This window comes from Gimesia chilikensis (assembly GCF_008329715.1).
In the GTDB taxonomy this organism is placed as follows: Bacteria; Planctomycetota; Planctomycetia; order Planctomycetales; family Planctomycetaceae; genus Gimesia; species Gimesia chilikensis.
Genome location: NZ_VTSR01000018.1, coordinates 51,493 through 77,057, shown reverse-complemented (window position 1 = coordinate 77,057; position 25,565 = coordinate 51,493). Strand labels below are relative to the sequence as shown.

Here is a 25,565-nt window from a genome sequence, read left to right as displayed (position 1 = left end):
ACCTTCAAACCGGATCAGTAAATGAAAAAACTGACAGACACACCTACCGCAGAACTATTGAAGAAAGCAGAACGCAATTCATTTGAGAAAGCGCTCGTTCAATTAAGTTTTCCCCTCTCATTGCTACTGATCATCATTTCCTGGTTTCTCATTTTCCGCGTCATCGTTACTCATATCTTCCCGGGGATACTTCTCAGCTTTCTGGCAGCTATCCTCATCCCTCTGATAATCGGTTCGTTTTCAAAGCTTCTCTCTGAATGGAGAGGCTCTGAATTCATTGACGAACTGAATCGTCGGTATGGGCGGTGGAACATCCCCCAGTATATCCGATACTATCAAGAGCAACTCCAGCCGGGAGAAATCCGATGTATCTTAAAGGCGCGCATACTGCCTCATGGTTCTCATTTCTGGGCATGCCTCTCCCAGCATGTAGATCGATCTTTAAAATTCAGATGCTCACAGACACGAGGTTCCAGTTCTACGCTTCTATATCCCCCCTGGAGTGAAGTGATTCCTCATGAAAAAGATTTGACTCCCGATCAGAGTGGAACATTACGACAGCTGATTCAAGAATCAATTCAACGGGGAAAACAACCGATTCGGATCGAACAACGAATCAGAGATGGATGCCCCGCTGCAATGGCTATTATCTCAGGAGATGGTTCCGAACCCGTCACTATTGTTTACAACTTGAGTCTCCTCGATGCCCCGTTCTCAGATGATCCTCGTCTCGAACTCTTAAAGCACCTGGCATGTCTGACGGAAGACTCCCGTTTTACCAGAAAATTTGAACTGGATTTCGATGCAAGTTCTACAGATAGTCCCTGATCTCAATCTCGCAGACAGAAACTGCGCAAACCAAGTTCCTGAAACTCGTCATCGGGCTCACGTTCAATGCGGCACATCGCGCGGACGTTACCTGCAGTGACGATCTCAATCACTCCGGGTAGTGCAGGTACATCACACAAGGAATAGGGAATCTCAGCTGCGTTCAAAGCAGCCTTAAGTGTGTCTGCCAGCATTTTGTCGTGGATCACCCAGGGATCGATGTGCAGCGTCTTTCCGCCCGTGGGGATCTCAAAATCATCACTGAAGATCTGAAACAGCTGATCCGCCCGGCTGAAATAGAATTCGATGTCGCCATACTTCCAGATCGTTGCGGTCTCAACATTTTTCGCATTGGATGGTCCCCACAAATCGGGTGGTCCCAGCAGAGAGCTAACAGACTCGCGTGACATCCCCAGTGAAATCTCTCCCAGGACGCCGGTTCTGAAAAATTCTTCTAAACACACGGCAAGCATATCGCCTCTGCTTTATACTGGAACCGTTGATTTGAATTTGCTCTCAACCAGATGACAGTTCCGCGGCGAGAAAAGTTCGCAGCTGTGATATCTGCATTAAAAGAAACATTGCCCGGATTTACGGAGCGAGCCTGTTCAGAGACAAATATCTATGCCAGACATCAAGGAATTTCTGACACAAGAGACCATCAAACGCCTGCGCAATGTCAACAGCGGGATGTGTACGCTGCTTGATCCTGAAACACCCGATGAGCTCCGGGAGCAACACAGATGGATCGAGATTACGGAACCGCGTAAGCTCATTGCGGATGATCTGGAATTACTATGTCAGCTTCTGCTCGATCCGAATTCATGGCATCGCTGCAGAAAGAGAGGGCTCCCGGAAGACAGTGCCATTTTCAGCCTCGAATCCAGTTCTGGAATGGTGAAGCTCCTGATCGATGTTCCCTTGTCTCACTGGAATGTACTGGAACCACACGATGGTGGATGGGCCTTTTTCGATCCAGTAGCAGATCAAGTGCTTTCGATTATGAAACGGACCTATCCGGGACTGGCGTCAAAAGAGCCGAGAGAATTCTGGAAAGAGGGCATCCTGGATGCACTCCACCGGCAAAACAGGCAGCACAAAAAGGATGGCACTTAATGGCTGTGAGCAGACACTTCTGAAAACAATTCACTAAAATTATGAACCGGGGCCTCGTACGGCGCTTCGAGGTAATCCAGCTCCAGTGTGTGAGAACGGGACAGGGTAATCTGCAGACCGCCGACAAGGGTATCGGTGAGTTGAATTCGATCCCGGGCGAACTCAGCATCCTGGATTACTGTCACATTGCCAGCGTAGAGATTGATGAAGTACTGGGTCTGCTGGAGGTGGTTTCCGTTGTTGTGCGAAAAGCGCAGGGTCCCGTTCGGCGTGACGCGTACATTTTCCACTCGTTCCAGCTCGATCGTATGCCGCTGGAGTTTCACGGTCTGCGTGCTGGTTGATTTCTGATCCTGAGGGGTTACCAGCAGAACAGCGAAACCAATCAGTAGAACAGCGATGAGACTTAAGGCGATTCTATCCATCATCATTCTCCAGAAAGAACGTGCCTGCTTTCAAGAATCACGTTTGTGATCCTAACTCATCAGCCTGCTCATTCAAGGAGAATGTCATGTTTTTATCGAAGAGCATGCCTCGAGAAGTATTAGCCAATTATTAAATGCAGATGAACCAGTGAGTTAGCAGGCACTGAAGTAAATCACTGCAGGAACAATAATCTCATAAAGGCATTTCGCTTTTGTATGACTCAGGTCAAAATAAGATTGTGTGTATCTTCCTGTGCAACCTTTTCCTACTCTGGATAAACTGCTGGTTCTATCCTTCAACGAGAGTTTAGAAAACACTGATCATGATCGACCCCTGTTTTGAACTGGGATTCTCTCTGGAACTGGGCGGCCAATATTCCTGGCGTCTGAAAGAGGGAGAACTGCGCTATCGCGGGACCCGGGAATTTGCGGGGCTGATTGAAGGTCGCATTCCCGCCTCTGACGGGCAGACGGAACGCTTCGTCGCTGTCCTGGATCTGCTGGATACCTGTAACTGGCGGGACGACTATCATCCGCAGGACGTACAAATGGCCGTGATGGACGGCGGCCACTGGTGGTTCAAGGCAAAATTACATGATCGTGTCTGTAACACCGCTGGCGAGAACGCTTATCCCTCGTATCATGATCCCAGACAGACGACTTTGAACTCGGAACGATTTGACCTGCTGCGCGCGGGACTCTATGAGGCTTTTCAGATCGAGCACTTTATCTACCAGGCCCGCTGGCGACAACAGCAGGCAGAACGACTCGCTTCTGACGATACGAGTTCCCGGGAATAAACGGATTGTGTTGTTCGATGTTATCGCGATAAAATCACGCGTAAATCGGGGATCACACAAAGTCCCCCTCTTAAGTTTGCCTCCCTTCAAAAGATAGTTTCACCCGCATGGACTTTAACGAAGACTTCAACAACTGGCTGACCGCTGCGCTCGCTGAGGACATTCCGGATGATGTAGCAGCGTTCCATTTTAATCTGTATGAATCCGCGGGAGATGAGGAGATCAGGTTTGGCATCGACCTGGTCGGCACAGGGAGTTTCGATCCTGAAGATGATGACTGGGCCTGCGATGAGGTCTGGACGCCTGAGCAACGAATGCTGTATATTCCCCTTGAGGCCTCCGGGACAGAGTGGGAGGCGTGTCTCTCCTGCATGAAGTCTCTGGTTCAGAATTATCTCAACACAGAACAGAGTCCTGCTGAAAAGCTGAAGTCCGGAGCCGCGGTCGGCATCGGGTTTGTGGATGGTGACCTCGAACTGGCCTGGCAGAGATAAAGCGTGTACGAAACGCGACTGATCGGCGACTAACACAACAAGCAATTCAACTGAACGGAGTCAGAACAGTATGAAGACAGTCTTGATCACCGGTGCTTCTGCCGGATTTGGAAAACTGGTTGCTGAGAAACTGCTGGCAAAAGGCTATACCGTTTACGCGGCAGCACGGCGGGTCGAGCGGATGCAGGACCTGGAAGCCAAAGGCGCCCATGTGATGCACATGGATGTAACCGATAACGAATCCGTTAAAGCGGGAGTGGGGCGAGTTCTGGATGAACAGCAGCGAATCGATGTGCTGTTCAACAACGCGGGCTACGGTTCGTACGGCACAATTGAAGACATCCCCCTGGAAGAGATTCAACGTCAGTATGATGTCAATGTCTTCGGTATGGGACGCTTAATCCAGGCGGTACTTCCCCAGATGCGTCAGCAACGCTCGGGAACTATCATCAATACATCGTCAGTCGTCGGCCAGATTTCAACAGCCGTGGTGGGCTGGTACGCTTCGACCAAACACGCCGTCGAAGCTTTTTCAGATGCGCTGCGGATGGAGGTCAAACCACTGGGAATTGACGTGGTCATCATTGAGCCGGGCGCTGTCAAAACCGAATTCGACGAAGTCGCCTTTGGTACCCTCGACAGCCTGGATCTCGCGGAAGACTACAAACCTCTGGTCTCCGGATTCCGTAAATATACCGGCGGGATGTATGCCAAGTGCCCGGGTCCGGAAGGGACAGCGAACGCCGTGATCAAAGCGATCGAGGCCAAAAACCCCAAGACCCGCTACGCGACGACGATGGATGCCAAACTATTACCCCGCGTGAAGCGACTGCTGACGGACAAGCTGTTCGATAAGGTTGTATTGAGTCAGATGAAGTAGAGTTTTTCCAACGAACCTGTCGTCCCTGTTACTGTGTCCTGCTCCTCGATGATCAAGTGCATCTCAATTTACAGATAGCAGGAGAAACCAATGGCAGGTCCCGCTGCAGGCATTATCCTGCCTGAGCCTCTGACTCAAGTGCAAAAGAACGACATTTTTCTGTATCTGGAGAGTATTGCATCTCAGATTCATGGGAAGTACGACTACTCGATCGAAGGGCGTCCCTTTCTTTACACAGAGGGACCGGAAACTGACGATGCACTCCAGATCTACATCGACGAAGCGGTTCCGGAAGTGATTGGCTGGATCCCGCAGGATTCGATCGGCTTCGCAGCCATGTGCAAGTCGGAGCAGGATCATCGGATTCTGGGAGAACTCTGCCTGTACTTTGCCCGTGAACTTTCAGGACTGATTGATTTTGGCTGGACGCTGGGAAAGCTGACTGACTACTGCGGAACGCTTTATGAGATTTACTACGACAAGCACAACGGCTTGAACCAGTTCTATCATGTGGGAGATGCAGAATTTATGGAATACTGGCTGCAGCACCCCGGCTTTCACATGATCAAATAGCAGGGCGAAAGTTAACAGCCTACTTCTGGGGCTGCTCACTCTTGATTAGTTTAGTGACCTGAAACACATGCTCAAAATGAAACCCGGTTGTCGCAACTTGAGGGATATCAGCAAATGCTTTGTCGGGAATTCCGCCAAAGCGTCCGATCTCGTATCCGCGAAGATGCACGGTAGTTCCATTGGCCGGGAGCAGGGTCCTCGCGAATGAAAATGTTTCGAGCGTGATCATGACCGGCTTCTTTAGTTTCTGATCGCCAACTTTGTGAACCTGCATCCGTTTCTTTTTTCGCCAGGCTTTTGTACGCCCTGTTTCTTCATACATCATCCGACCTTCAATCTCGATGATGTTTCCAAATCCCTGACCGAGCAGAGGTCGAATCGCCGAGAGTTCCTCTTTCTCTGCAGCAGCAAGCCCACCACAGACAGTCAGCAGGATCACACAGGTTATCAGAGCATGTTTCATCATCTTTTCTCCGTATTACCCGGGAAGGGATTTCGCCTGGTCTGGTTTTCGACCACTGTTGTGCTGCACCCCTTCATCCTATCCGGGTATCGATGTCAGTCAAATCATTCCTGGATAGACGACTCGCAACGCATTCGCTTTATTTTTGCTTTCGTCGCACGGTTACAGGCTTTAGAATGAAATCTGTAGATGTGATCGAGAAGTATTCTGATTTCTCAAGGGGTCATCATGAACTTCAAACGGGGGCTCATCGCCGGCGTGATTGGTACCGCGACAGGTGCTCTGCTGCCCGTCATCCTGATTGGCGGCTATACCCTGTTTTCCTGGTTCTGGCACAATTCCCCCGCAATGGACCGCGAAGCTGATCTGAATTACTGGCGCACCTATGGGGCGGGAACGGTAACTGGTATGGCACTCTTCTTTGGCCTGAGTGCCTGGGCGACTTATACTCCACCCGGAAAACATCGCTTTGTCGGCACTTTGGGAATCCTGACTCTGTGCTCGTTGCTCCCGATGATTTTTCTGGATCTGATCTTTGGGCCGTCACCCCCAACTCACAAAGTCATGGAGCATCAGACGGACTGGTCTGATATTTTGTTTTTTTCATTACCACTGCTGGCGGTCGCCTGTCTGATTGTACTCTTCCGCTGGTTCAGGTTCTCTGATTCTGAAGCAACCGCTGCGTCTCCCCAGTCTCATCCGGGTTGAGAATCCAGTCCTTTGCCTGCCTGACGATCGATCAGGGTGCGCGTTCAACGACCAGTTAATCCTGCCGTTAAGAGAGAGCCAGCGGCTTTGCCTGGTAGATCATGCCTGAAATGCCTGCAACCAGTCAGCGCCAATGGTACGGCATGTGCTTTGAATATTGAGAGGCTGTTCTGCAGAGCAGCTTCAAAAATGACATCACCCCTACACTTCATAGACGGGAGTTCTCCATGCCTGCACTGATTCGGTTCTTTCTCATACTCAGCATGGTGGCAGGAGGTCCGTCGGTCAGCAGGGGTCAGGAACAGGAACCGGCAGAATCAGCGCCCGCGGAACCGCAACCAGCCGAAGAGACGGTGCCTGCTCCGAAAGCGGTGAATGTCACGCCAGCCGCCCTTGATGCAGATATTTCGCGACGACTGACGCACATTCTGGAAGCGACAGAATGGTTTACCGAACCGGAAGTAGACGTCGATGAAGGAGTCGCCTTTCTCACGGGAACGACTGACGATGAAAAGTACCGCACCTGGGCTGGGGAACTGGCGCGGAATACTCAGGATGTCGTGGCGGTAGTTAACCGGATTCAAGTCAGACAGCCGCCCCTGTGGGACATGAGCGCGTCATTCCTGCCTATGCGGGAAATACTGCGGAACACAGTGCGTGCGATTCCGACCATCATCATGGCACTGTTAATACTACTGCTGACCTGGCTCAGTATGCTGCTCTGCGGCTGGGTGGCGGATCGGACGCTTCTGAGCCGCGTAGACAACAAGCTGTTGAAAGGGGTATTGCGCAAAGGACTGCTGTTGATGGTCCTGCTGTTCGGCATCTACCTGGTGCTGCAGATTTCCGGTCTGACGCGACTGGCGACTACCGTGATTGGTGGGACCGGGCTGATTGGATTAATCATCGGGATCGCCTTCCGGGACATTGCAGAAAACTTCCTGGCCAGTATTCTGATCAGCATGCAGAATCCGTTTCGCTATGGTGATCTGATCGAGGTCGAAGGGGTTGAAGGCTTTGTTCAACGGGTCAATACCCGCGGTACCCTGCTGATGACACTGGAGGGCAATCACGTTCAGATTCCGAACTCGATCATTTACAAGAGCAAGATTGAGAACTTCACCTCGAATCCCAAGGTCCGGCTCGACTTCCTCATCGGCGTAGGTTACGACGTGCCGCTCATCGAGGCGCAGACACTCGCGAAAACGACGCTGGGACAGCACCCGGCTGTGCTTGATGATCCCGAGCCTCTAGTGCTGGTCGAGAACCTGGCCGCCTCGACCGTCAATCTGCGCCTGTATTACTGGATCGACGGACATAAGCACAGCGTGCTCAAAGTCAATTCCGCGTTAATGCGTCAGGTCAAGACGGCGTTTGAAGAACAGGGATTCTCGATGCCCGACGACGCCCGCGAAGTCATCTTCCCGCAGGGAGTACCAGTTCAGATGCAGGAGGCGGAACAGGGCCTCCCCATGGAGCCGGCTCCCGCGCGGCTGCCTGCCCGATCGCGGCCCGTCAATCTGATGGACGAAGAGACGGTATCGGAGGCGGAAGGGGAACTGACCAACGAATACAACGACATCAAACGCCAGAGCCAACAGGCCCGCGATCCGGAAGAAGACTCAACCGATCTGCTGGCGGATACGCCTTAGCAGGATATAGAGTAACCCGACCGCAGGCCAAGGGGGGGTTAATGCCGATACAGTGCATTGGCCAGAAGACCAAAGGCAAATGCGGAGGCCAGCAGGTGTAATCCACCGGCACTCTGGTTATTAGCAATCGCGATTACAGCCCCCACTATCCCCAGAAATCCGGTAGTAATTGATCCAAAGTAAACCAGGCCTGCGGTGGCAACTGCTTTTTGACCGATTTCAGTTTCCTGATTTGAATTTTCCATGATTGTCTCTCCTCAGGTTCAAATATTCGTGACGTGTTTGCAGGCAGAGTTACTTTAACTCTGTCTTCACTCCAGTGAAATTAATTTCAACTGGTTTCATCAATTTCCACAATACCAGGCGCAGCCGAGTGCGCACACCAGGATCAGCAGGGAAATCGGAATTCGAAAGACATACAGGAAGTCTGTCAGACTCAACCAGATGAGGACGCCGGAAGGAACTTCCATCCCATAGTTCTGTTCCCGTGAGAGGTCTCCACCGCGCTGCTGCAGTTCCTGTCGAAATGCATGTCTGACCACCCAGCGAAACAGGAACATTCCCAGGATCAACAGGCCGGCCACGACGAGTGCCATCAGGTAATTCACGGAAGTTCCCTTGTAGGTTTACTGCTCCTCGTCCTTATGACGATGCAGCAGCCGGCGGCGTTTTTCTTCTTCGCGTTTCTGTCGTTCCGAGTACAGGCGTTTGATATGGACCTGGGGATCGCCGGTAATCAGTCGTGAGCGGCGGGTCTTCCAGATGTAGTTCCAGAGCCAGTCCAGCATGACTTTGAAACGATTACGGAACCCGACGAGGAACATCACATGCAGAATGTTCCAGGAGATCCAGCCCAGGATGCCGCTGTAATGCACCTTGCCAATCGCAGCGATCGCGTTCCCCCGGCCGATCATCGCCATGGAACCTTTGTCGTAATAGCTGAATGCGGGACGTTCTTTAGGCGGATTGCCCTGGAGTTCCTGCTTGATGATCTCGGCAACAAAGCGGCCCGTCTGGATCGCTCCCTGGGCGACGCCGGGGACCGGCTTTCCAGTTTTGGCGTCGGTCGCATGGGCAGCATCCCCCACGACGAAGACTTCGGGATGGCCGGGGATTGACATGTCCGGATTGACGACAATCCGACTGCCGCGATCGGTTTCGACATCCAGTTCTTTAGCCAGGTCTTGTCCCTGGACGCCCGCCGCCCAGAAGACGTTCTCTGCGGGAATGGTCTCATCGCCGATGACGACTCCTTCCGAAGTGACTTCGTTCACGTGCACCTGCAGGTGGATTTCGACGCCCATTTTTTCGAGCACTTCCTGGGCTTTCTTGCCCAGATCTTCAGGCATAGGGCCCACAAGACGTTCCCCGCCATCGACGAGAATCACGCGGGCCATGTCACAGTGGACATTGCGGAATTCCTTGGGCAGCGTTTCAGTAGCGACTTCTTTCACGGCGCCTGCCAGTTCGACGCCCGTAGGTCCGCCTCCCACGATGACGAAGGTCAGTTTTTTGCGGCGGGACTCTTCGTCGGCCTCCCATTCCGCTTCTTCGAAAGCGAGGAAGAGGCGGCGGCGGATTTCCAGGGCATCGTCAATCGTTTTGAGACCGGGCGCGTGCACGCGATATTCGTCATGTCCGAAGTAGGACTGCTGGGCACCGGTGGCGATGACCAGGTAATCGTAGTCCATTTCGCCCCCGTCAAACTGCACGAGCTTTTTATCGAAGTCAATGTTGGTGACTTTGCCCAGGGCCACGTGCACGTTCTTCTGTTTCCAGAGGATCTTGCGGATCGGCGCGGCGATATTCGCTGGATCGAGCTCTCCGGTTGCCACCTGGTACAGCAGAGGCTGAAACAGGTGGTAATTCCGTTTGTCGATCAGATCAATCTCTACCGCGACATTTTTGAATGCCTTGGCGACGTTGATGCCCGCGAAGCCTCCGCCAATGATGACCAGCCGTGGCAGTTCCTTAGAAGTCTGATTCATAGAGTTCTCAATTCCTGGTGTGAGTAGAGCAGCGCAGAATTCCGGGGGACGTCAGGGCGGAGCGTCTGTCAGTCGAAGACGTGCCCGTGATCGTAGCGCTCGTCCTTGCCTGCCGCTTCGGTCAACGCAGCCACGTTGGACTTGGTGAAGAAGCCCTCATAGGCGTGGCAGCGTTCCACGTATTCGGTAATCAGAATCGAATACTGGGAATGCTTGGAGAAAATCTGCTTCAGGTTGGGTTCATCCAGACATTCCCCGACCACGTGTGCCAGGAAGGGAATGCCTTTGTCCTTGAGAGTCTGGACGACGTAATCCACGTTTTTCTCACCAGACTTGTGATCGCCGTCGAGTACTTCGTACGCCACATGGTGCAGACGACGTCCGTAATTGCGTACGAAATCTTCAGTAGGCATCGGCAGATTTTCGAACGAATTCACAAAGGAAGGCGTGTTGTTAGCCGTGAAGACCTTGGCAGGTGACTTTTTATCGTTGTCGACGTAGCCATTCCGGGTCACGTTCGTAGACGAGTTCATCTCCGAAATATTGTATGCCCCCCAGAAGTAGTGATTGGACATTGTCAGAAATTCGAGGATGGCATCTTCCCGCTCGCCAGCCAGAATACGGGTTGCCAGGTGATCGACCCCCAGAACCAGCTTATTCAGCTTATGGGCTTCACCGAAGGCGAGTACCTGGTTCAGCGAATCCATCACTTCAGGTTCGAGTTCGAAGGGGGTTCCCAGTTGGAGCACGTCGTAATCGTCGATGTTCTCCTGCGTATAACCGACCCGGTTACAGGTAAAATCGGAAGGGAAAGTGAAGACGAAATGCGCGTCAGTGAAGAACGGATTCCTGGTTTCATGATGATAATTGAAACGGACGCTGTGCGATTCGAGCGTGCTCCGCGTTTCGTTCACATCTTTAGTACTGAAGATCTCGCCGATGTAGCGGGCATTGGGCTTTTTGCTGGAGAGCGGATACAGCCGATTGAACATGGTGATTTCGTCGGCGTAATCCTTGTCACGTGGCTCCAGAACGAACAGCCGCGGGTAATCGGGGTGCGAGGTGAGCACGTAGACGTTGTGTGTATTATTCTTGAAGGCCGCGGAAAAACGGTAGGGCCCCATCAGGTAAAGCTCATGCAGGTAAGGCAGCACTTCTCCGGTTTCGACCTGCAGGACGATCCCCCGCATCGTTCCGAGCAGATCTTCGATCCCGCTGGATTTGCGGCGTTCGAAGATTTTCATCCGGTATTCTTCGAAAAACTCAGAATTCTTTTTATCGCCACCCGGCTGATAGGTCATGGGATCAATGCTCACGGATGCTTTCCTTTTCTGAAACCTGAAATGCGTGGTTATCTTCCTGAACTGAACGGGAGAAAAGAACCAGGGAGGGAATGTGTCAGCCCGGGACATTCTTCCATGGCAGATGCTATGTTACCCTGTCCGATTCGATTTGTAATCGCTGTTTTCTTAACTTTTCGGGTCCGTTCTTAATTATTGGATTCTTCACAGAGGCCGAGTTCCGGGATACGGATGCTAAAGCAGAAACCAGAAACGCAAATCCGGAATGACAGACGTCGACTCAGCGACTATGCTGGGCTTACTGTAGCAATTCATGCGTTTGAGGTGTAGGGGGATTTGAGAACCATGCCACGTTTGATTGAATTGAGAATTCAGGCATTCCTGTACTGCCTGCTGGTGACGCTCGGCGGCTTCACTTGCTGCCGGACATCGCTGGCGGAAGACTCCCGACGCCCGAATATTGTGATGATCATTTCCGACGATCAGACCTATCGCGATTTCGGGTTCATGGGAAACAGGCAGATCAAAACGCCCCAGATTGACCAGCTGGCAGCCCAGTCGGCCCGGTTTGTCAACGGCTATCTACCCACGAGCGTCTGCAGCCCCTCGCTGGCGACATTGCTGACCGGCCTCTACCCGCATCAGAGCGGCATTCATTACAATCATCCTCCACCGGGCAATCGTGCCTTTAACGCGATGACCTCCCGGGAGGAATACGAACAGATCCGCAGTCGGGCCTTTAAACTGATTCAATCCGTCGATACACTGCCGCGACTGCTCGCGGCCCACGGCTATCGTTGCCTGCAGACCGGGAAGTTCTGGGAAGGCCATTACCGCAATGCCGGGTTTACGGAGGGGATGACGATTTTTGAACCGGTCCCGGGACAGACCTTTGGCGGGAATCGCAAGCTGGCGAACGGCACCCTTGCGGCTCACGGTAATGGAGACTGGGGCCTCAAGATCGGTCGCGAGACGATGCAGCCAATCTATGATTTCGTGAAAGACTGCGAAAAAGACTCCACCCCCTGGCTGGTCTGGTACGCCCCGTACCTGCCGCATCAGCCCCACGATTCCCCTCAGAAGTATTTCGATCTTTATCGCGATCAACCGGGCGTGAAGAAAAACGAAATCGCCTATTATGCCAGCTGCACGGAGTTCGATGATACAGTCGGAGATTTAGTCCACTTCGTCGAAAAAGAAGCGGACGTTAAAAACACGTTGTTTCTGTTCGTGATCGACAACGGCTGGACACCAGGTGAGCGACCAATGCAGCCACGAGAAAATTATCATCACACGAAAGCCAGCAAACGATCTCCGTTTGAAGACGGACTGCGCTCGCCGATCCTGATCCGCTGGGATGGCGTGACCCAGCCTGCGACACTCACAGAACTGGTCAGCAGCATCGATGTGGTGCCGACCTTGCTCAACGCGGCCGGCCTTAAAAAAGATGCACAGCGACTGCCCGGCGTAAACCTGTTACCGGCTGCGGAAGGCAAAGCAGCATTACCAGCTGACCGCGCCGTGTATGGGGCGATTTTTCCAGGCGATGCGAGTTCCCTCAAACATCCGGAACGGGATGTCGCCCATCGCTGGGTGCGACAGGGAAATCTCAAGCTCATCACGTCACACAACGCGAACGCACAAGGCAAAACCTGGAATAATTATACCAATGGAGATGTGCTGTATGATGTGGTCAAAGATCCGGCTGAAACCAATAACCTGATCGACGATCCCCAATTCAAAGTCCCGCAGCAAACATTACGCGAGCTGCTGAACCAGTGGTGGAATCCGGAATCGTAACGGTCGTCGTTCAAAGTATGCCGTATTTGGCGAAGGCTTCGGTGGCGGACATGCCGGCCTTGATGCTGTCACGGAACGTGTTTTCTTCGTGTACCTTCTGCCAGGCGAGACGAATGACTTTGTCTTCGACTTCCTGAGGGACGACCACAATGCCATCCACGTCGGCGATCACCAGGTCACCGGGGGAGAAGACCACGCCGCCGATCTCGACCGGAATGTCGAGGTCAATAATCCGCTGACGGTCTTTACTGTCATAAGGGGATGTGCCGACGGCCCACACGGGGAAGGACATTTCCCGCATCTGACGGACATCGCGGACGGCGCCATCAATGATCGCTCCGCAGCAGCCCCGGTGTTTCACGGCGGTGGAGAGGAGTTCGCCCCAGATGCCCGACCGCATCGAACCGCTGGCCGCGGCGATGAAGATTTCATCCGCGTTAATGGAGTCGACACCTTTGAGTTCCAGTTCGTAAGGGCTGGGATCCGCATGGTACATGTCGGCCCAGAGGCTGGTTTTGCAGCGGCCCACGACGACATCCTCAACCGTCATCGGAAAAAGTTCCTTGCGTGGAGACTGGTTGGTCAGGCCGATGGAATCCAGGGCATCACAGACGATGGCCGAATAGAGGGATTCCCGCATCATATCCAGCGTGATTGTTTCAGGGGTCGGATCATTCATGGTGTGCTCATCTGTTGAAATCGAGTTTTTGAGAAATCTGTTCGGCCGTTCGCAGTACGGCTTTAATGAAACGCTTTAAGGCCTTCGTATCTGCACGGGCGGTAGGAACGCTGAGACTGATGGCGGCGACGATGTTTTCCTGCTGATAGACGGGGGCACCGATACAGGTTACGCCGACATCGTTCTGATCCTGCTCGACGGAGTAACCGTCCTGCTGGGCCTGCTGATGAATTTTGCGGAGCTGTTTGACATCGGTCACGGTTTCTGTGGTTCGTGCCAGCAGACGGGTGCGGTTAATCAGCGTTTCCCATTCCGCATCGGTGAGTTGTAGAGTGATCGCGCGCCCGAGAGAAGTCGAATAAAAGGGATCGACGCTGTCCGGTTCCACAATTCGCCTCAGGGGATGTGTGCTTTCCAGCACCCGCAGGTAGCGAACGTTGGCGCCCCGCAGGACCCCCAGGTTAACGGTCTCTCCCGTCTCCGTATGCAGCTCCCGCAGACAGGGGTCCGCGATTTCGATCAGTCGATCTTCCAGTTCGCCGGAGGCGAGCCTTCTGAGTTTGGGGGTGATTTCATAGACGCCTTTTTCGACGCGACTCACATATCCCAGGTCAACGAGTTCGCCGAGGATGCGGTGCACGGTCGGTTTATGCAGCCCCAGATCCTGCACGATTTCCAAGAGCGCGCGAGGTCCGGCGGCGGTCGCTAAAACTTCGAGAACCTGAAATGCTTTACCCAGCGAAGAGGCTTCTTTAGTGGCAGGCATATTGAATGGCGTCTCATCTCTGGAGTACACTGACCTGGTTAGAGGGAACGGCTTGCATCCCCCACTGCGTTTCATTATAGTGAATGAGTCGTTCCATTTTAAGATACGGCATGAAATTTTTATTGAGTTTCACTAATGTGATCTGGAGGAAACTGAGATGCGTGTCGGAATCCTGGCCTTACAGCACGAATCAAATACGTTCATCCGGACCGCGACCACTCTGCCCGATTTCGAATACGATGTTCTGGCGACGGGCGACGAGATCTATCCGATCTTTAAAAGTTCGGCCCATGAAATCGGTGGCTTCTTCGCGGGGCTGGCGGAGACGGAACTGGAAGCGGTGCCGATCTTTGTGGCCCGGGCCTTGCCGGGAGGAACGATCACAGCGGAAACCGTCGACACACTGATCAACCAGATGCTCGCGGCGCTGAAAGAGGCAGGACCGCTGGATGGTCTGCTGGTCGCGCCGCATGGTGCAGGCGTGAGTGAGAGTGAACGTGATCTGGATGGGTACTGGCTCTCGCTGGTTCGGGATGCCGTCGGTCCGGATCTTCCCATCATCTGTACGCTGGATGCACATGCGAATGTTTCCCAGAAGATGATTGATGCCTGTAATGCGACGATCGTTTACCGGACAAATCCGCATATCGATCAGAAGGACCGGGGAATTGAAGCGGCACGGCTCATGGACCGGACTCTGAAAGGGGAGGTTAAACCAACGCAGGCAGCCTGTTTTGTGCCGGTCGCGATTAACATCGAACGCCAGCATACCTCCTCTGAACCCTGTGACTCGCTGTATTATGTCGCCAACAAAATGCTGGAGACGCCCGGCGTGCTCTCGAACAGTATTATCCTGGGTTTTCCTTACGCGGATGTCGAAGAGATGGGCTCGGGCTTCATCGTTGTGACCGACGACAACCCCACTCAGGCCCGGGAACTGGCCGACGAACTGGGACAGACGCTGATCAACCGCCGCGATGAATTCAAAGCGCATCTGATTGGCATCGAAGACGCACTCGACCAGGCAGAGCAGATGGAGGGGCCGGTCTGTTTCCTGGATATGGGCGATAACATCGGCGGCGGTTCGCCGGCAGACGGGACCACGATTCTGCATGCGATTAAAGCCCGTCGGGGTCCAACCAGCTTCGCCTGTCTGTACGATCCCGAGGCGGCACAAGCGGCGATTGCAGCCGGACCCGGAATTCATCTCCCCGAGCTGGCGATGGGAGGAAAAACAGATGACCTGCATGGTGAGCCCCTGGTAGCGAATGTCACTGTCATCAGTGTGCATGATGGAGACTTCACGGAAGCGGAAGTCAGGCACGGAGGCAAAACCGAATTTCATATGGGACCGACGGCCGTGGTCCAGACCGACTTCGGCTTGACGATCATGCTCAACAGTCACCGCACGCCTCCGTTCAGCCTGGGGCAGTTAACGTCCTGCAATATCCATCCGGGCGACTACCAGATTCTGGTCGCCAAGGGTGTCCAGGCTCCGCTGGCCGCTTATCGTCCGGTCTGCCCGAACCTGATTCGCGTCAATACGCCAGGCGTAACCTCTGCGGACATGGAACACTTCGACTATCAGTACCGCCGCAAGCCTTTGTTCCCGTTTGAACCGATCAATTAACCAGTTGCACTGCTGCTAAAGGAACTCTGATGCAGATCACGAAAATAGAAACGTCGATTGCCGAATCGATCATGCCTGGTCTGCTGCTGGTGCGAATTCATACCAGCGAAGGCGTTGTCGGATGCGGCGAAACTTACTATGCACCGCATGCGGTGGCAGCCATGATCCACGACTGGATGTCACACTACCTGATTGGGAAAAATCCCCTCGACATCGAGGCTCACTGGCGTTTCCTGTATGAACGGGCAACGAACTTCGGCTCCCGGGGAACCGAGTTGCGGGCGATCTCCGCGATTGACCTCGCACTGTGGGACATCTTCGGCAAGGTCACATCACAGCCGGTCTGGCAATTGCTGGGTGGCTGTGTGCAGGAATCGATTCGTACCTACAACAGCTGTGGTGGGCCTTCCTATGGAGGTACTACTGATAAAGAGAGCAAGCACACCTGGCCGGGCTACGGTTCGGTAGGGAACCAGGGTCCGCTGAATGACTACTGGTCCGCCGTCAATGAGCCGGTGGAACTGGCACGGTCGCTGCTGTCAGAAGGTTATCAGGCTCTTAAAGTCTGGACGCTGGACTTTGCGGCGCACAAGACGAATGGGCCTCTGCACATCACACACGAAGACATCACGCGTGCACTGGAACCGTTTCAGAAAATCCGGGACGCGCTGGGAAGTAATATCGAACTGATCATCGACGGCCACGGCTTCTTTCAACTCGCCCCCGCTCTTCGCATCGCAAAACGATTGCAGGAATACGACATCCTCTGGGCCGAGGACCTGCTGCGAATTGACTGCGTGGATACACTGAGCGACTTCCGCAACAAAGCGGGTATTCCCGTTGCGGTGAGTGAAATGTTCAACGGTCCGGACGACTTCCGGCTGGCACTGGAGAAACGGGCCGCGGACTTTGTGATGATCGATCCGACGTGGGTGGGCGGTATATCGCAGACGCGGAATATCACCCGTCTGGCGCAGTTCTATAACATTCCCGTGGTGATGCATGACTGTACGGGACCTTTGACGTTGCTCAACGGCGTGCACGTCGCCGCGAGTTCGAATAATGTGGCCTGGCAGGAGAGTCTGCGGGCCCACCTGCGGATTCTGTATCCTCAACTGATCGACACACCCATTGAAGTCGAAGCGGGACGGATTAAGATTCCACAGAAGCCGGGTCTGGGAGTCGCCTGGCTGCCTGAGCTGTTCACGCCGGGAACGAACCAGTATCGCGCGACGACACTGTCTTAGCCACTCGGGTTGCCCGTCAATGCAGGCCGATGATTTTGCCGGTATCGTCGATGTCAATCCGCAGTGCCGCAGGATCGGAGGGCAGTCCGGGCATCGTGCGGATTTCGCCGCTCAAGGCATACAGAAAACCGGCGCCGGCGGAGAGTCGCAGATCTCGAACCGGGAAGGTAAAGCCGGTCGGTCGTCCCAGGAGGTGCGGATCGTGAGAGAGCGAGTACTGCGTTTTGGCGATGCAGATAGGAAGGTTGCCGTAGCCCAGCTGTTCGTACTCCGACATCCGTCGGCGGGCCAGCGGTTCGAATTCGACGGAGGCCGCTCCATAGATGCGGGTCGCGATCGTTTCGATTTTTTCCGCGATCGGCATTTCCAGAGGATAGAGACACTCAAACTGATTCGGCAGTTCTGCGGCCTGTACGACCGCTTCGGCCAGTGCGAGGGAACCTTCCCCTCCTTCCCTGAAGGCGCGTGTGATGACGGCCGCTGTGGCTCCCTGATCGAGGGCGATCTTTTGAATCTCCTGCAGTTCGCGCTCGGAATCATCGGGGAAGGCATTGATGGCGACGACCGTGGGCAGATGGTACTGCTGAATAATATCCAGGTGCGCCTGCAGATTGACGGCCCCTGCGCGAAGGGCCTCCAGGTTCTCCTCCAGGAGTGCAGGGGGCAGCGGTTTCCCCGGATGCACATCGAACTGACCACTCTGCAGTTTCAGAGCCCGGGCGGTACAGACGAGGACTTCCGCAGCGGGCTGCAGTCCACTGGCGCGGCATTTGATATCGAAAAACTTTTCTGCACCGCAGTCCGCACCGAAGCCACTTTCCGTGACGACGTAATCGGCAAGTCGCAGGGCGATCTGATCGGCGATGATCGAACTGTTGCCGTGGGCAATGTTGCCGAATGGTCCTGCGTGCACGAGAAAGGGCGTCGATTCACAACTCTGGACCAGATTGGGGCGCAGGGCATCAATGAGCAGGGCGGCCATCGCACCGGCGCAACCCAACTGTTCGACGGTCACCGGCTGGCGGTCAAAAGTCATGCCGACGACGATGCGTCCCAGACGCGTGCGGAGATCACGGGGATCGCTGGCCAGGGCGAGGATTGCCATGACTTCCGAGGCGGCGGTCAGATCGAAGCCGGTCTCGCGAAGCGGGGCCTGAGGAGGTTGATCCAGTCCACTGATGATGTGAGCCAGTCCTTTGTCGCAGAGATCCAGGGACCGTCGCCAGGTGATGGTCTTCGGGTTGATTTCGGGAGTTTTTCGTCGGGCAACGTGGTTATCGATGATGCTGGCCAGCAGGTTGGTGGCCGAGGTGACGGCGTGAATATCCCCCGTGAAATGCAGGTTGATGTCGGCCTGGGGCTCGAGCGTGCAGTTTCCACCGCCGGCGCCGCCTCCCTTGATGCCGAACACCGGTGCCAGAGAAGGTTCGCGAAGCGTACCGACTGTGGTATGCCCCAGTTGAGAGAGGGCCATCGCAAGCCCGATGGTGGTTACCGTTTTGCCTTCCCCCAGTGGCGTGGGATTGACCGCGGTGACACCAATGTATTTTCCCAGGGGACGATCGGTGAATTTGTTCGCGAGTCCGTGCACCAGTTTGGCCTTGAGGCGTCCGTACGGTTCATAGTCGCCAGGCGCCAGACCGAGATCTTTGGCAAGGGAATCGATGTCTCTGAGAATCGGCCCGTCGGGGCTCGAAGGGGTAATGCGATGCATCTGAGAACGCCTGTCAGAAATTGGTTTGCTGTTTGATTCGAAAATGAATGCAGAATTTTACTCCAGAGTCTGCATCAGTGAAAAGCCAGAAGCTGTGAATTCTGTACGACGGTGATTGTGAAATCAGTGGATTAATATGAAAATGAATTCTGGATGACAGACATAAAAGAACGCGTTTCCCGTGAACTTCATCCCAGCTGAAAAAAGAAAGCATCACATGCAACTGACATCGGTGGTCACGCCATTTACCGACGAGAACCTGACAATGCTGGCTCAGATTGGAGTAACGCATGTCACAATCCGCTATCCCGGTCCAGGGCGGGAGCGTCTGCAGGCGTTGTGTGATCAGGTAGCAGGACAGGGATTGAAGATTGCCGCCATCGAAGGATATCTGCCGATCGAAAATATCAAACTGGGGAACGAACGGTTTGACACCGAGATCGCGGAAATGAAAGCCCTTCTGCGCGATATGCAGGCGGTGGGAATTCCGTTTGTGTGTTACAACTTCATGGCGGGTACAGACTGGGTGCGGACCAAACTGGATGCCCGCGAGCGGGGCGGGGCACTGGTGACCGGTTTTGATGTCGATGAAGCAGAGCAGGCCGTTTCTCTGTCGGAGACCACGCGGGATCAGGTATCCAGCCCGATTACTGCGGAAGAACTCTGGATCAACCTGGAACGGTTTCTCACAGAACTGGTGCCGGTGGCAGAGGAATGCGGCGTGACGCTGGCGATGCATCCGGACGATCCGCCGCTGGAGACGTTCATGGGCAAAGCACGGATTATGAACTGTGTTGAAAATTTTGAACGGCTGGTGCAGTTGGTCCCCAGTCCGGCGAATGCGATCTGTTTCTGCCAGGGGACGTTCGCCGAGATGGGCGTGGATATTCCGGAGACCATCCGGCGGCTGGGTCCGCATATCAGGTATGTGCATTTTCGCGATATCAAGGGAACCCGCGAGCGGTTCGTGGAGACGTTTCACGATAATGGCCCAACGGACATGTATGCCGCAGTGCAGGCGTACCAGGAAATCGGTTTTACGGGACCGATCCGCCCGGACCATGTACCTCAATTGGTGGGAGAAGAAGCAGGCGAGCCCGGGTATACGATGCTGGGGCGGCTGCATGCCTTCGGTTATCTGCAGGGATTGATCGAGGCAGCCCGGAAAGCCGGAAACAGCTGATTTCGCACAGGGGAACCATTTGGGGGTGGCTGAACATCACATCACGGTCTGTTGATCTGTAAGAAAAATGCGGGGTGGCTGGTGGATGTTGTGCCGGTAACCTGTATAATCGATAGAGCAGGGCTATCCTGCGCAGTTCAACATCTGCGAGAAAGTGACAGGGATGTCAGCACCGGATGCAGGAGGCTTCGCCTTGCCTGTTGCTGTTCCATGAACCTGAGCCGCGCCGGCTCGGTAAGTTTAGAAACACGATGTCCTTCACTTCAGGAGTCAGTCTCATGAGAATTCGAATGCTGTCTGCAATCGCCGTAATCGCGGCCTGTTTTGCCATGCTGCCACAAGTTTCCGAAGCTGGCGGCCGGGTGACTTACTATAGTTCTCCGTTTGCTTATGTCGGTCCGGCTCCGGTGTATGCGGTGCCTGCTCCGGTCACGACAAGTTACTACGTGCCCGCAATGACCGCCTACTATGCCCCCGCTGTCGTGCCCGCTCCGGTTGTCACTCCTGTGTACTACCAGCCGGCTCCGGTTGTCGTCGCTCCAGTAACGACAACGACTTATTATGCTCCCGGCGCTTACTACGCCCCCGGCAGAGTCGTTTACAAGACACGCGGCCCCCGGTTTTTAGCCCCCAACTACAAAACGGTTGTGAAATACAGATAAGCTGACGCGATCTGATCTTCGAAATTAAAAGAGCCTGCTGAATCGATTTCAGCAGGCTCTTATTTTATATGTTCTGAATGAAGCAGATTCGCTTACATTCGTCTACAGTGTCCAGCCTTCGCGGTATTCGCGTTTGAGGTACTGGTCGGCTTCGGGGGTGTTGGTGACCTTGAGGTTTTCGGCGTCCCATTCCAGCTTCTTTCCGCCGAGACGGTAAGAGACGTTGCCCAGCAGGACGGTTTCGGTCAGTGGTCCGGCGTAGGCGAAGTTACTGCCTGTCGGTGTGCCGCTACGGATGGCGTTGAGCCATTCGATGTGATGGCTTTCGGGGCGGGTGAGATAAGGCTTGACCGGTTTGGCTTCTTTTCCCGCTTCCATGAAGACCTTGTTGGTGCCGTAGTCGGCGAGCAGGCGCCCGTCGTCCCCTTCGAAGAGGACCGCGCTGTTCTTCCCATAGACTTCCGCGCCTTTGGGTTTCCAGCCGCCGTGATACCAGGTCATGTGGACCGGGGGCAGATCATCGCGTTCGGTGAATTCATAATCGACACGCATGAAGCTGGGGCAGTCGTTTTCGCCTTTGTGGCCTTTCTCGCCAACACCAACCACGGTTTTGGGGTACTTGAGTTTCAGGGCCCAGAAGGGCAGGTCCATGTAGTGACAGCCGAAGTCGCCGAGCTGACCGTTGCCGAAGTCCCACCAGTAACGCCAGTTGAAGTGGAAGCTGGTTTCGTTATAGGGACGGAAGGGAGCCGGTCCGATCCATTGATCGTAGTTGACGTAAGACGGGGGATTATTTTCTTTAGAGCGTTTGCCTTCGATGCGCACACCTCCGCCGACCCAGACATGCACGCGACGCACGGGACCAATCACGCCGGACTGGACCATTTCGACGACCTTGCGGTAGTTGTCGGTGGCGTGAATCTGATTCCCCATCTGGGTCGGTACGCCGGCTTTGGCGGCCAGGTCGGTGAGGACACGGGCTTCGTAGACGGAATGGGTCAGCGGTTTTTCACAGTACACGGGTAGGCCTTTGCGGAGAGCCATGGCTGCGGCGGGGGCGTGCATGTGATCGGGAGTGCTGACGAGCACGCCGTCCAGGTCGTCCCGGTCGAGGGCTTTGCGGTAATCATCGTAAGTGTCCGCGTGCGGAAATTCTTTGGAGGCCTTCTCCAGACGCTGGGCGTCGATGTCACACAGGGCGACGAAGTTTTCAGATTTGGTGCCCGTGATATTGGCATAAGCGCGGTCGGCAACGCCGATGGTCGCGAGGTTCAGCTTCTCATTGGGGCTTTTGCTTTTGTTCGCTGCTGCGAGAGAGGGGAGTGTGAGGGCAGACGAAAATGCGGGGACCGCGGTTCCTGCGATGAGTGCTTTCTTGAGAAACTCGCGGCGGTCGACGGAACGGGACATCAGTAATTCTCCTTGAGTGAGAAGTCATCCGGTGGGAAGCAGGAATATCAGGCGAACCAGAGCCGGGGGCCGGTCTATATATTAACTTTTTTAATATAAAGCCGTGGCGCGTTGAAATCGAGACTGTTATGGGAAAACGGGATATTTTGGGAGAGAAGCAGCGGGATGCCGAGACGAATCAGTTGGAGGTTTCCGAGGTGATGTCTTCGGAAATACTGACTGCTTTTTCGACGCCTGTAATCAGCTGATCGAGGCGGAAGGGTTTGTAGAGGACACATTTCAAACCGAGCTGGCGGGCTTTGACGATCGAGTGCGTGGGATCGTAGCCGAAGCCTGTCATCAGGATGACGGGCAAATGCTCGTGGATTTCACGGATCTGGGCGAAGCATTCGTACCCGTTCATGTCGGGCAGTCGGATGTCGGCAATGACCACATCGTAGTGGAAGCTGCGGACCATCAGAAATGCTTCTTCACCGTTGTGGGCGGTTTCGACTTCACACCCCAGCCGACCCAGCAATTCGTGGGCGGCCCGCCTGACAGTGGCATCACTGTCGACGACAAGAACCCGCTTGTTGAGCAACTTGGGGTTGACCTGTCGCATGGTAGGCACTTTGTGGTGGTGTGGAGTCTGGGGAGCAATTTCGTCTCCCACCTGTTGGATCAGTTGCTTAATATGGCGAGTGTCTTTAAGGATACGCTGCAATCGCTCGCACACATTAGGCTCGTGTCCAATGTACCGCTCCAGAATCCAGGCAGTGTCGTTGAGGATCTCGTCGACCGGATCGACGACCCCACGCATGATTAACTCGGTACTGGCAGATGCGGTGGTCATCTTTTCGACCACCAGCAGTTCCAGTGTATTAAGGGCAATCGCGACTTCGCGACTGAAGAGTTCCAGGAAGTGCAGGTCGTTTTCGTCAAAGGCACCGGCATGCGGACTTTCCACATTGAACGTTCCCAGAACTTCGTCGTGCAGATGCAGGGGGACGGTCAGGGAGCTGCGGGCATCCGGGGCACCGGTCATATAAAGAGGGTCGTGGGTGGTGTCTTCACAGAGATAGCTTTTGCCTGTCGCGGCAACGAAACCGGTCACGCCATTCCCTTCCGGTTTGGCGTAGAGCGTACGGTTCGTGGCGACCTGCTCCATTCCAACTGCGAGGAGGACATCCAGCCGTTCGGTGGCTTTGTCCAGAATGCGGATTTCGACGGTTTCGAATTCGAGGAGATCCTGGGTGTAATGCAGAATCTTGGCTTTGAGCAGTTCGATGCGGTCCTCGGTCGACATCTCGTAAATTTCTTCAGGAGAGAGGTCGCCCAGTTCCAGACCGGCCTGGTAGATCGCATTCAGTTTCTGACGCTGCAGAACTTCAGCGGAGATATCTCGTACGCTGGCTACCAGGTAGGCGGGTTCCTGATTGTCATCCGGTTCGGTGATGACCGGGGTGACTTCTACATCGAAGTAGTTCTTGTCGCCCACACGCAGACCACTTTTGGCGAGTTTGCGTGTGGAGAAGGCAGTATGGAAAGGACTGAAGTCCGGCCCCAGAATTTCGGGTGCCCCGAAGGCATCGTAGAAGGAATGCCCAATCAGGGATTCCCGTTGATCGCAGAGTTGATTCAGGCGCTGGTTGGCCCAGATGATGCGCAGATCTGCATCAAGGACAACGACAGCGTGGGGCAGATATTCGAGCAACGAACCAGACTGGATGAGTGCAAGTGGAAGGGTTCCCTCAGTTGCAGGGACTACCAGCGCGGAAACATTTCCCTGGTCAAACTCCGCAATTCCCTGTGCCAGATTTTCCGGGGTCACCACCAGATAGTCTTCTGAAGAGAACTGCTGCCTCAATTCAGAGGTCTGGTCGTCTGAAGGCCCACAGAAAAGAATTTTTTGCGGATTGGTCACTATGAAAACAGCCTTTGTCCACTAAGACACTTGTTGCCTGACTTTGAGTTGTATCATGAGCGAGGACACCTGTTATATTCTCCAATTTACCGAATTGGCTTACTGGAACACAAGTAATCTCAATCTTTTATTACGTATTTCTACTCATAAATGATAGAACACGATTTCCGGTTTTCAGGCATTGCTTCAAAATATTTCGAAAGCCGGAAACATTCGAGGGACAGTACCTATGAAATCGGCTTTCCGTCAGCCAAAATTAAGAAACAAGGTAGTGAATCTTCTATTTTTAGAAAGTTCTGCGCAGATTTGAAGACTTTTTCTCAAGTATTCTGACCTGAAACACAGACAAACCCGCATTTCCCGTTTTCCTGACCTGATCCTTTCGATAACGACCGCCACTTTGAGAACGACTGACAATGTCTGAAGCCTGGGCCGCCATTCAGAGAAATCCGATTTCCGGAAAGGGCGATCGCGCTGCGCTGATCATGGAACTGGTACAGCATCTGAAACAGCGGGGCATCCGACCGCGTCTGTTTTCCAACCGGGAGCGGATGCAGACGTATGTTGAAGAACGCACGCGTGACACGCCGCCGGTATGCATTGTTGCAGCGGGGGGAGACGGAACGGTGCAGGATGTAGTCAACCGCTATCCCGACCAGCGGATCGCGGTCTTACCCCTGGGGACCGAGAACCTGTTGGCGCGTTACCTGGGTATTCCCAAGTCAGGGGCGTTTGTGGCGGAGATGATCAAACAGGGCGCGTGTCGAGAGATCGACGTCTGCCAGCTCGATCAGCGGAAATTCGTGTTGATGGCGAGTATCGGCTTTGATGCCGCGGTGGTGGAAAACCTGGCACAGGTGAGAAAAGGGAACATTTCCTACCTGAGTTATCTGAAACCGATCCTCAGAACGCTCTACGACTACCCGTTCGAATCGCTGCTGATCAGCATTGACGACGGTGCCGAGGAAGAGACCGCCTACCATGCGATCATTGTGAATATTCCCGCCTATGGTCTGAATCTGAATTTTTCGCCGGACTCGGTCGACCATGATGGCATGCTGGACCTGATCCTGTTTCGGCGGCGGGGCGTCTTCAGCATGCTGCTCTACTTGTGGCAGATTGTCCGCGGGACGCATCTGACGTCGAAACACGTTCAAAAGATTCAGGCCCGCTCGCTGCGTATTCAGGCCACCCGGCCGGTACCGATTCAGACGGACGGCGATTCCTCCGGGTTGACGCCGGCCGAAATCAGGGTGATTCCCCGGGGGCTGAAGCTGATCGTCCCTTGCCCCACTCCGCCGATTGAACCATAATTCGTAAAAATCTCCGACTTCCACTGAAAG

General features: G+C 54.2%; 26 protein-coding genes. 14 read left to right on the top strand and 12 right to left on the bottom strand.

Annotated elements, in window-relative coordinates; genetic code table 11:
• Positions 1–21: 21 nt before the first annotated feature.
• A complete protein-coding gene (locus FYZ48_RS21545) occupies positions 22–828 on the top strand; it encodes a hypothetical protein (protein ID WP_149344206.1) in 807 nt (268 codons plus the stop codon).
• 2 nt (positions 829–830) lie between these two features.
• Here the strand turns inward: FYZ48_RS21545 and FYZ48_RS21540 are convergent, their stop codons facing one another.
• The gene (locus FYZ48_RS21540) at positions 831–1,301 is read right to left on the bottom strand and encodes a hypothetical protein (RefSeq protein WP_149344204.1); all 471 of its coding nucleotides are present in this window, start codon (positions 1,299–1,301) and stop codon (positions 831–833) included.
• Positions 1,302–1,452: 151 nt separating this feature from the next.
• Between FYZ48_RS21540 and FYZ48_RS21535 the strand changes: the two genes are divergently transcribed.
• Complete coding sequence (locus FYZ48_RS21535) at positions 1,453–1,944, top strand: hypothetical protein (protein ID WP_149344201.1); 492 nt, start codon at positions 1,453–1,455, stop codon at positions 1,942–1,944.
• Here the strand turns inward: FYZ48_RS21535 and FYZ48_RS21530 are convergent.
• Positions 1,941–2,369 (bottom strand): hypothetical protein, encoded by a 429-nt coding sequence (locus tag FYZ48_RS21530; protein ID WP_149344199.1) that lies wholly within the window; start codon positions 2,367–2,369, stop codon positions 1,941–1,943. The two genes, FYZ48_RS21535 and FYZ48_RS21530, sit on opposite strands and share 4 nt — an antisense overlap.
• A gap of 323 nt (positions 2,370–2,692) precedes the next feature.
• On the opposite strand from FYZ48_RS21530, the gene FYZ48_RS21525 reads away from it, so the two are divergent.
• The 4 genes from FYZ48_RS21525 to FYZ48_RS21510 all read left to right on the top strand — a co-directional run bounded on the left by FYZ48_RS21525 (position 2,693) and on the right by FYZ48_RS21510 (position 5,116).
• On the top strand, positions 2,693–3,169 hold the full coding sequence (locus FYZ48_RS21525) for a hypothetical protein (protein ID WP_149344197.1): 477 nt from the start codon (positions 2,693–2,695) through the stop codon (positions 3,167–3,169).
• A gap of 107 nt (positions 3,170–3,276) precedes the next feature.
• Complete coding sequence (locus tag FYZ48_RS21520) at positions 3,277–3,663, top strand: hypothetical protein (RefSeq protein WP_149344195.1); 387 nt, start codon at positions 3,277–3,279, stop codon at positions 3,661–3,663.
• Between the two features lie 70 nt (positions 3,664–3,733).
• On the top strand, positions 3,734–4,543 hold the full coding sequence (locus tag FYZ48_RS21515; protein ID WP_149344193.1) for an oxidoreductase: 810 nt from the start codon (positions 3,734–3,736) through the stop codon (positions 4,541–4,543).
• Between the two features lie 90 nt (positions 4,544–4,633).
• A complete protein-coding gene (locus FYZ48_RS21510) occupies positions 4,634–5,116 on the top strand; it encodes a DUF6368 family protein (RefSeq protein WP_149344191.1) in 483 nt (160 codons plus the stop codon).
• Between the two features lie 19 nt (positions 5,117–5,135).
• Here FYZ48_RS21510 and FYZ48_RS21505 read toward each other — a convergent pair whose 3' ends face one another.
• Complete coding sequence (locus FYZ48_RS21505; RefSeq protein ID WP_149344189.1) at positions 5,136–5,582, bottom strand: hypothetical protein; 447 nt, start codon at positions 5,580–5,582, stop codon at positions 5,136–5,138.
• A gap of 225 nt (positions 5,583–5,807) precedes the next feature.
• Here FYZ48_RS21505 and FYZ48_RS21500 point away from each other — a divergent pair, with 225 nt between their 5' ends.
• Together FYZ48_RS21500 and FYZ48_RS21495 are read left to right on the top strand one after the other, a co-directional pair.
• Positions 5,808–6,287, top strand: coding sequence for a hypothetical protein (locus tag FYZ48_RS21500; protein WP_149344187.1), 480 nt, complete (start codon positions 5,808–5,810; stop codon positions 6,285–6,287).
• Positions 6,288–6,514: 227 nt separating this feature from the next.
• On the top strand, positions 6,515–7,939 hold the full coding sequence (locus FYZ48_RS21495) for a mechanosensitive ion channel family protein (RefSeq protein ID WP_198422254.1): 1,425 nt from the start codon (positions 6,515–6,517) through the stop codon (positions 7,937–7,939).
• A gap of 38 nt (positions 7,940–7,977) precedes the next feature.
• Here FYZ48_RS21495 and FYZ48_RS21490 read toward each other — a convergent pair whose 3' ends face one another.
• The 4 genes from FYZ48_RS21490 to FYZ48_RS21475 all read right to left on the bottom strand — a co-directional run bounded on the left by FYZ48_RS21490 (position 7,978) and on the right by FYZ48_RS21475 (position 11,228).
• Positions 7,978–8,184: a hypothetical protein gene (locus FYZ48_RS21490; RefSeq protein ID WP_149344185.1), complete on the bottom strand. Its 207-nt coding sequence runs from the start codon at positions 8,182–8,184 to the stop codon at positions 7,978–7,980.
• A gap of 99 nt (positions 8,185–8,283) precedes the next feature.
• Positions 8,284–8,547: a hypothetical protein gene (locus FYZ48_RS21485; RefSeq protein WP_149344183.1), complete on the bottom strand. Its 264-nt coding sequence runs from the start codon at positions 8,545–8,547 to the stop codon at positions 8,284–8,286.
• Between the two features lie 18 nt (positions 8,548–8,565).
• Positions 8,566–9,927 (bottom strand): NAD(P)/FAD-dependent oxidoreductase, encoded by a 1,362-nt coding sequence (locus FYZ48_RS21480; protein ID WP_149344181.1) that lies wholly within the window; start codon positions 9,925–9,927, stop codon positions 8,566–8,568.
• A 68-nt stretch (positions 9,928–9,995) separates the two neighbouring features.
• The gene (locus FYZ48_RS21475) at positions 9,996–11,228 is read right to left on the bottom strand and encodes a hypothetical protein (protein WP_149344422.1); all 1,233 of its coding nucleotides are present in this window, start codon (positions 11,226–11,228) and stop codon (positions 9,996–9,998) included.
• Positions 11,229–11,573: 345 nt separating this feature from the next.
• Here FYZ48_RS21475 and FYZ48_RS21470 point away from each other — a divergent pair, with 345 nt between their 5' ends.
• Positions 11,574–13,028 (top strand): sulfatase-like hydrolase/transferase, encoded by a 1,455-nt coding sequence (locus tag FYZ48_RS21470; RefSeq protein ID WP_149344179.1) that lies wholly within the window; start codon positions 11,574–11,576, stop codon positions 13,026–13,028.
• A 10-nt stretch (positions 13,029–13,038) separates the two neighbouring features.
• Here FYZ48_RS21470 and FYZ48_RS21465 read toward each other — a convergent pair whose 3' ends face one another.
• Both FYZ48_RS21465 and FYZ48_RS21460 read right to left on the bottom strand, forming a co-directional pair.
• Positions 13,039–13,707 (bottom strand): RraA family protein, encoded by a 669-nt coding sequence (locus FYZ48_RS21465; RefSeq protein ID WP_149344177.1) that lies wholly within the window; start codon positions 13,705–13,707, stop codon positions 13,039–13,041.
• A gap of 7 nt (positions 13,708–13,714) precedes the next feature.
• The gene (locus tag FYZ48_RS21460; RefSeq protein WP_242022730.1) at positions 13,715–14,473 is read right to left on the bottom strand and encodes an IclR family transcriptional regulator; all 759 of its coding nucleotides are present in this window, start codon (positions 14,471–14,473) and stop codon (positions 13,715–13,717) included.
• Positions 14,474–14,630: 157 nt separating this feature from the next.
• Here FYZ48_RS21460 and FYZ48_RS21455 point away from each other — a divergent pair, with 157 nt between their 5' ends.
• Both FYZ48_RS21455 and FYZ48_RS21450 read left to right on the top strand, forming a co-directional pair.
• Positions 14,631–16,103: a M81 family metallopeptidase gene (locus tag FYZ48_RS21455; RefSeq protein WP_149344173.1), complete on the top strand. Its 1,473-nt coding sequence runs from the start codon at positions 14,631–14,633 to the stop codon at positions 16,101–16,103.
• Positions 16,104–16,132: 29 nt separating this feature from the next.
• Positions 16,133–17,350: a mandelate racemase/muconate lactonizing enzyme family protein gene (locus tag FYZ48_RS21450; protein WP_149344170.1), complete on the top strand. Its 1,218-nt coding sequence runs from the start codon at positions 16,133–16,135 to the stop codon at positions 17,348–17,350.
• A gap of 16 nt (positions 17,351–17,366) precedes the next feature.
• On the opposite strand, the gene FYZ48_RS21445 is transcribed toward FYZ48_RS21450, so the two are convergent.
• Complete coding sequence (locus FYZ48_RS21445) at positions 17,367–19,064, bottom strand: formate--tetrahydrofolate ligase (protein WP_149344168.1); 1,698 nt, start codon at positions 19,062–19,064, stop codon at positions 17,367–17,369.
• A gap of 217 nt (positions 19,065–19,281) precedes the next feature.
• Between FYZ48_RS21445 and FYZ48_RS21440 the strand changes: the two genes are divergently transcribed.
• Both FYZ48_RS21440 and FYZ48_RS21435 read left to right on the top strand, forming a co-directional pair.
• A complete protein-coding gene (locus FYZ48_RS21440; RefSeq protein ID WP_149344166.1) occupies positions 19,282–20,247 on the top strand; it encodes a mannonate dehydratase in 966 nt (321 codons plus the stop codon).
• A gap of 278 nt (positions 20,248–20,525) precedes the next feature.
• Positions 20,526–20,909: a hypothetical protein gene (locus tag FYZ48_RS21435; protein WP_145043301.1), complete on the top strand. Its 384-nt coding sequence runs from the start codon at positions 20,526–20,528 to the stop codon at positions 20,907–20,909.
• A gap of 102 nt (positions 20,910–21,011) precedes the next feature.
• On the opposite strand, the gene FYZ48_RS21430 is transcribed toward FYZ48_RS21435, so the two are convergent.
• Positions 21,012–22,319: a Gfo/Idh/MocA family protein gene (locus tag FYZ48_RS21430; RefSeq protein ID WP_149344163.1), complete on the bottom strand. Its 1,308-nt coding sequence runs from the start codon at positions 22,317–22,319 to the stop codon at positions 21,012–21,014.
• Positions 22,320–22,497: 178 nt separating this feature from the next.
• Complete coding sequence (locus tag FYZ48_RS21425) at positions 22,498–24,222, bottom strand: response regulator (RefSeq protein WP_145442527.1); 1,725 nt, start codon at positions 24,220–24,222, stop codon at positions 22,498–22,500.
• A 416-nt stretch (positions 24,223–24,638) separates the two neighbouring features.
• Here FYZ48_RS21425 and FYZ48_RS21420 point away from each other — a divergent pair, with 416 nt between their 5' ends.
• On the top strand, positions 24,639–25,535 hold the full coding sequence (locus FYZ48_RS21420; RefSeq protein WP_149344161.1) for a diacylglycerol/lipid kinase family protein: 897 nt from the start codon (positions 24,639–24,641) through the stop codon (positions 25,533–25,535).
• Positions 25,536–25,565 lie beyond the last annotated feature (30 nt).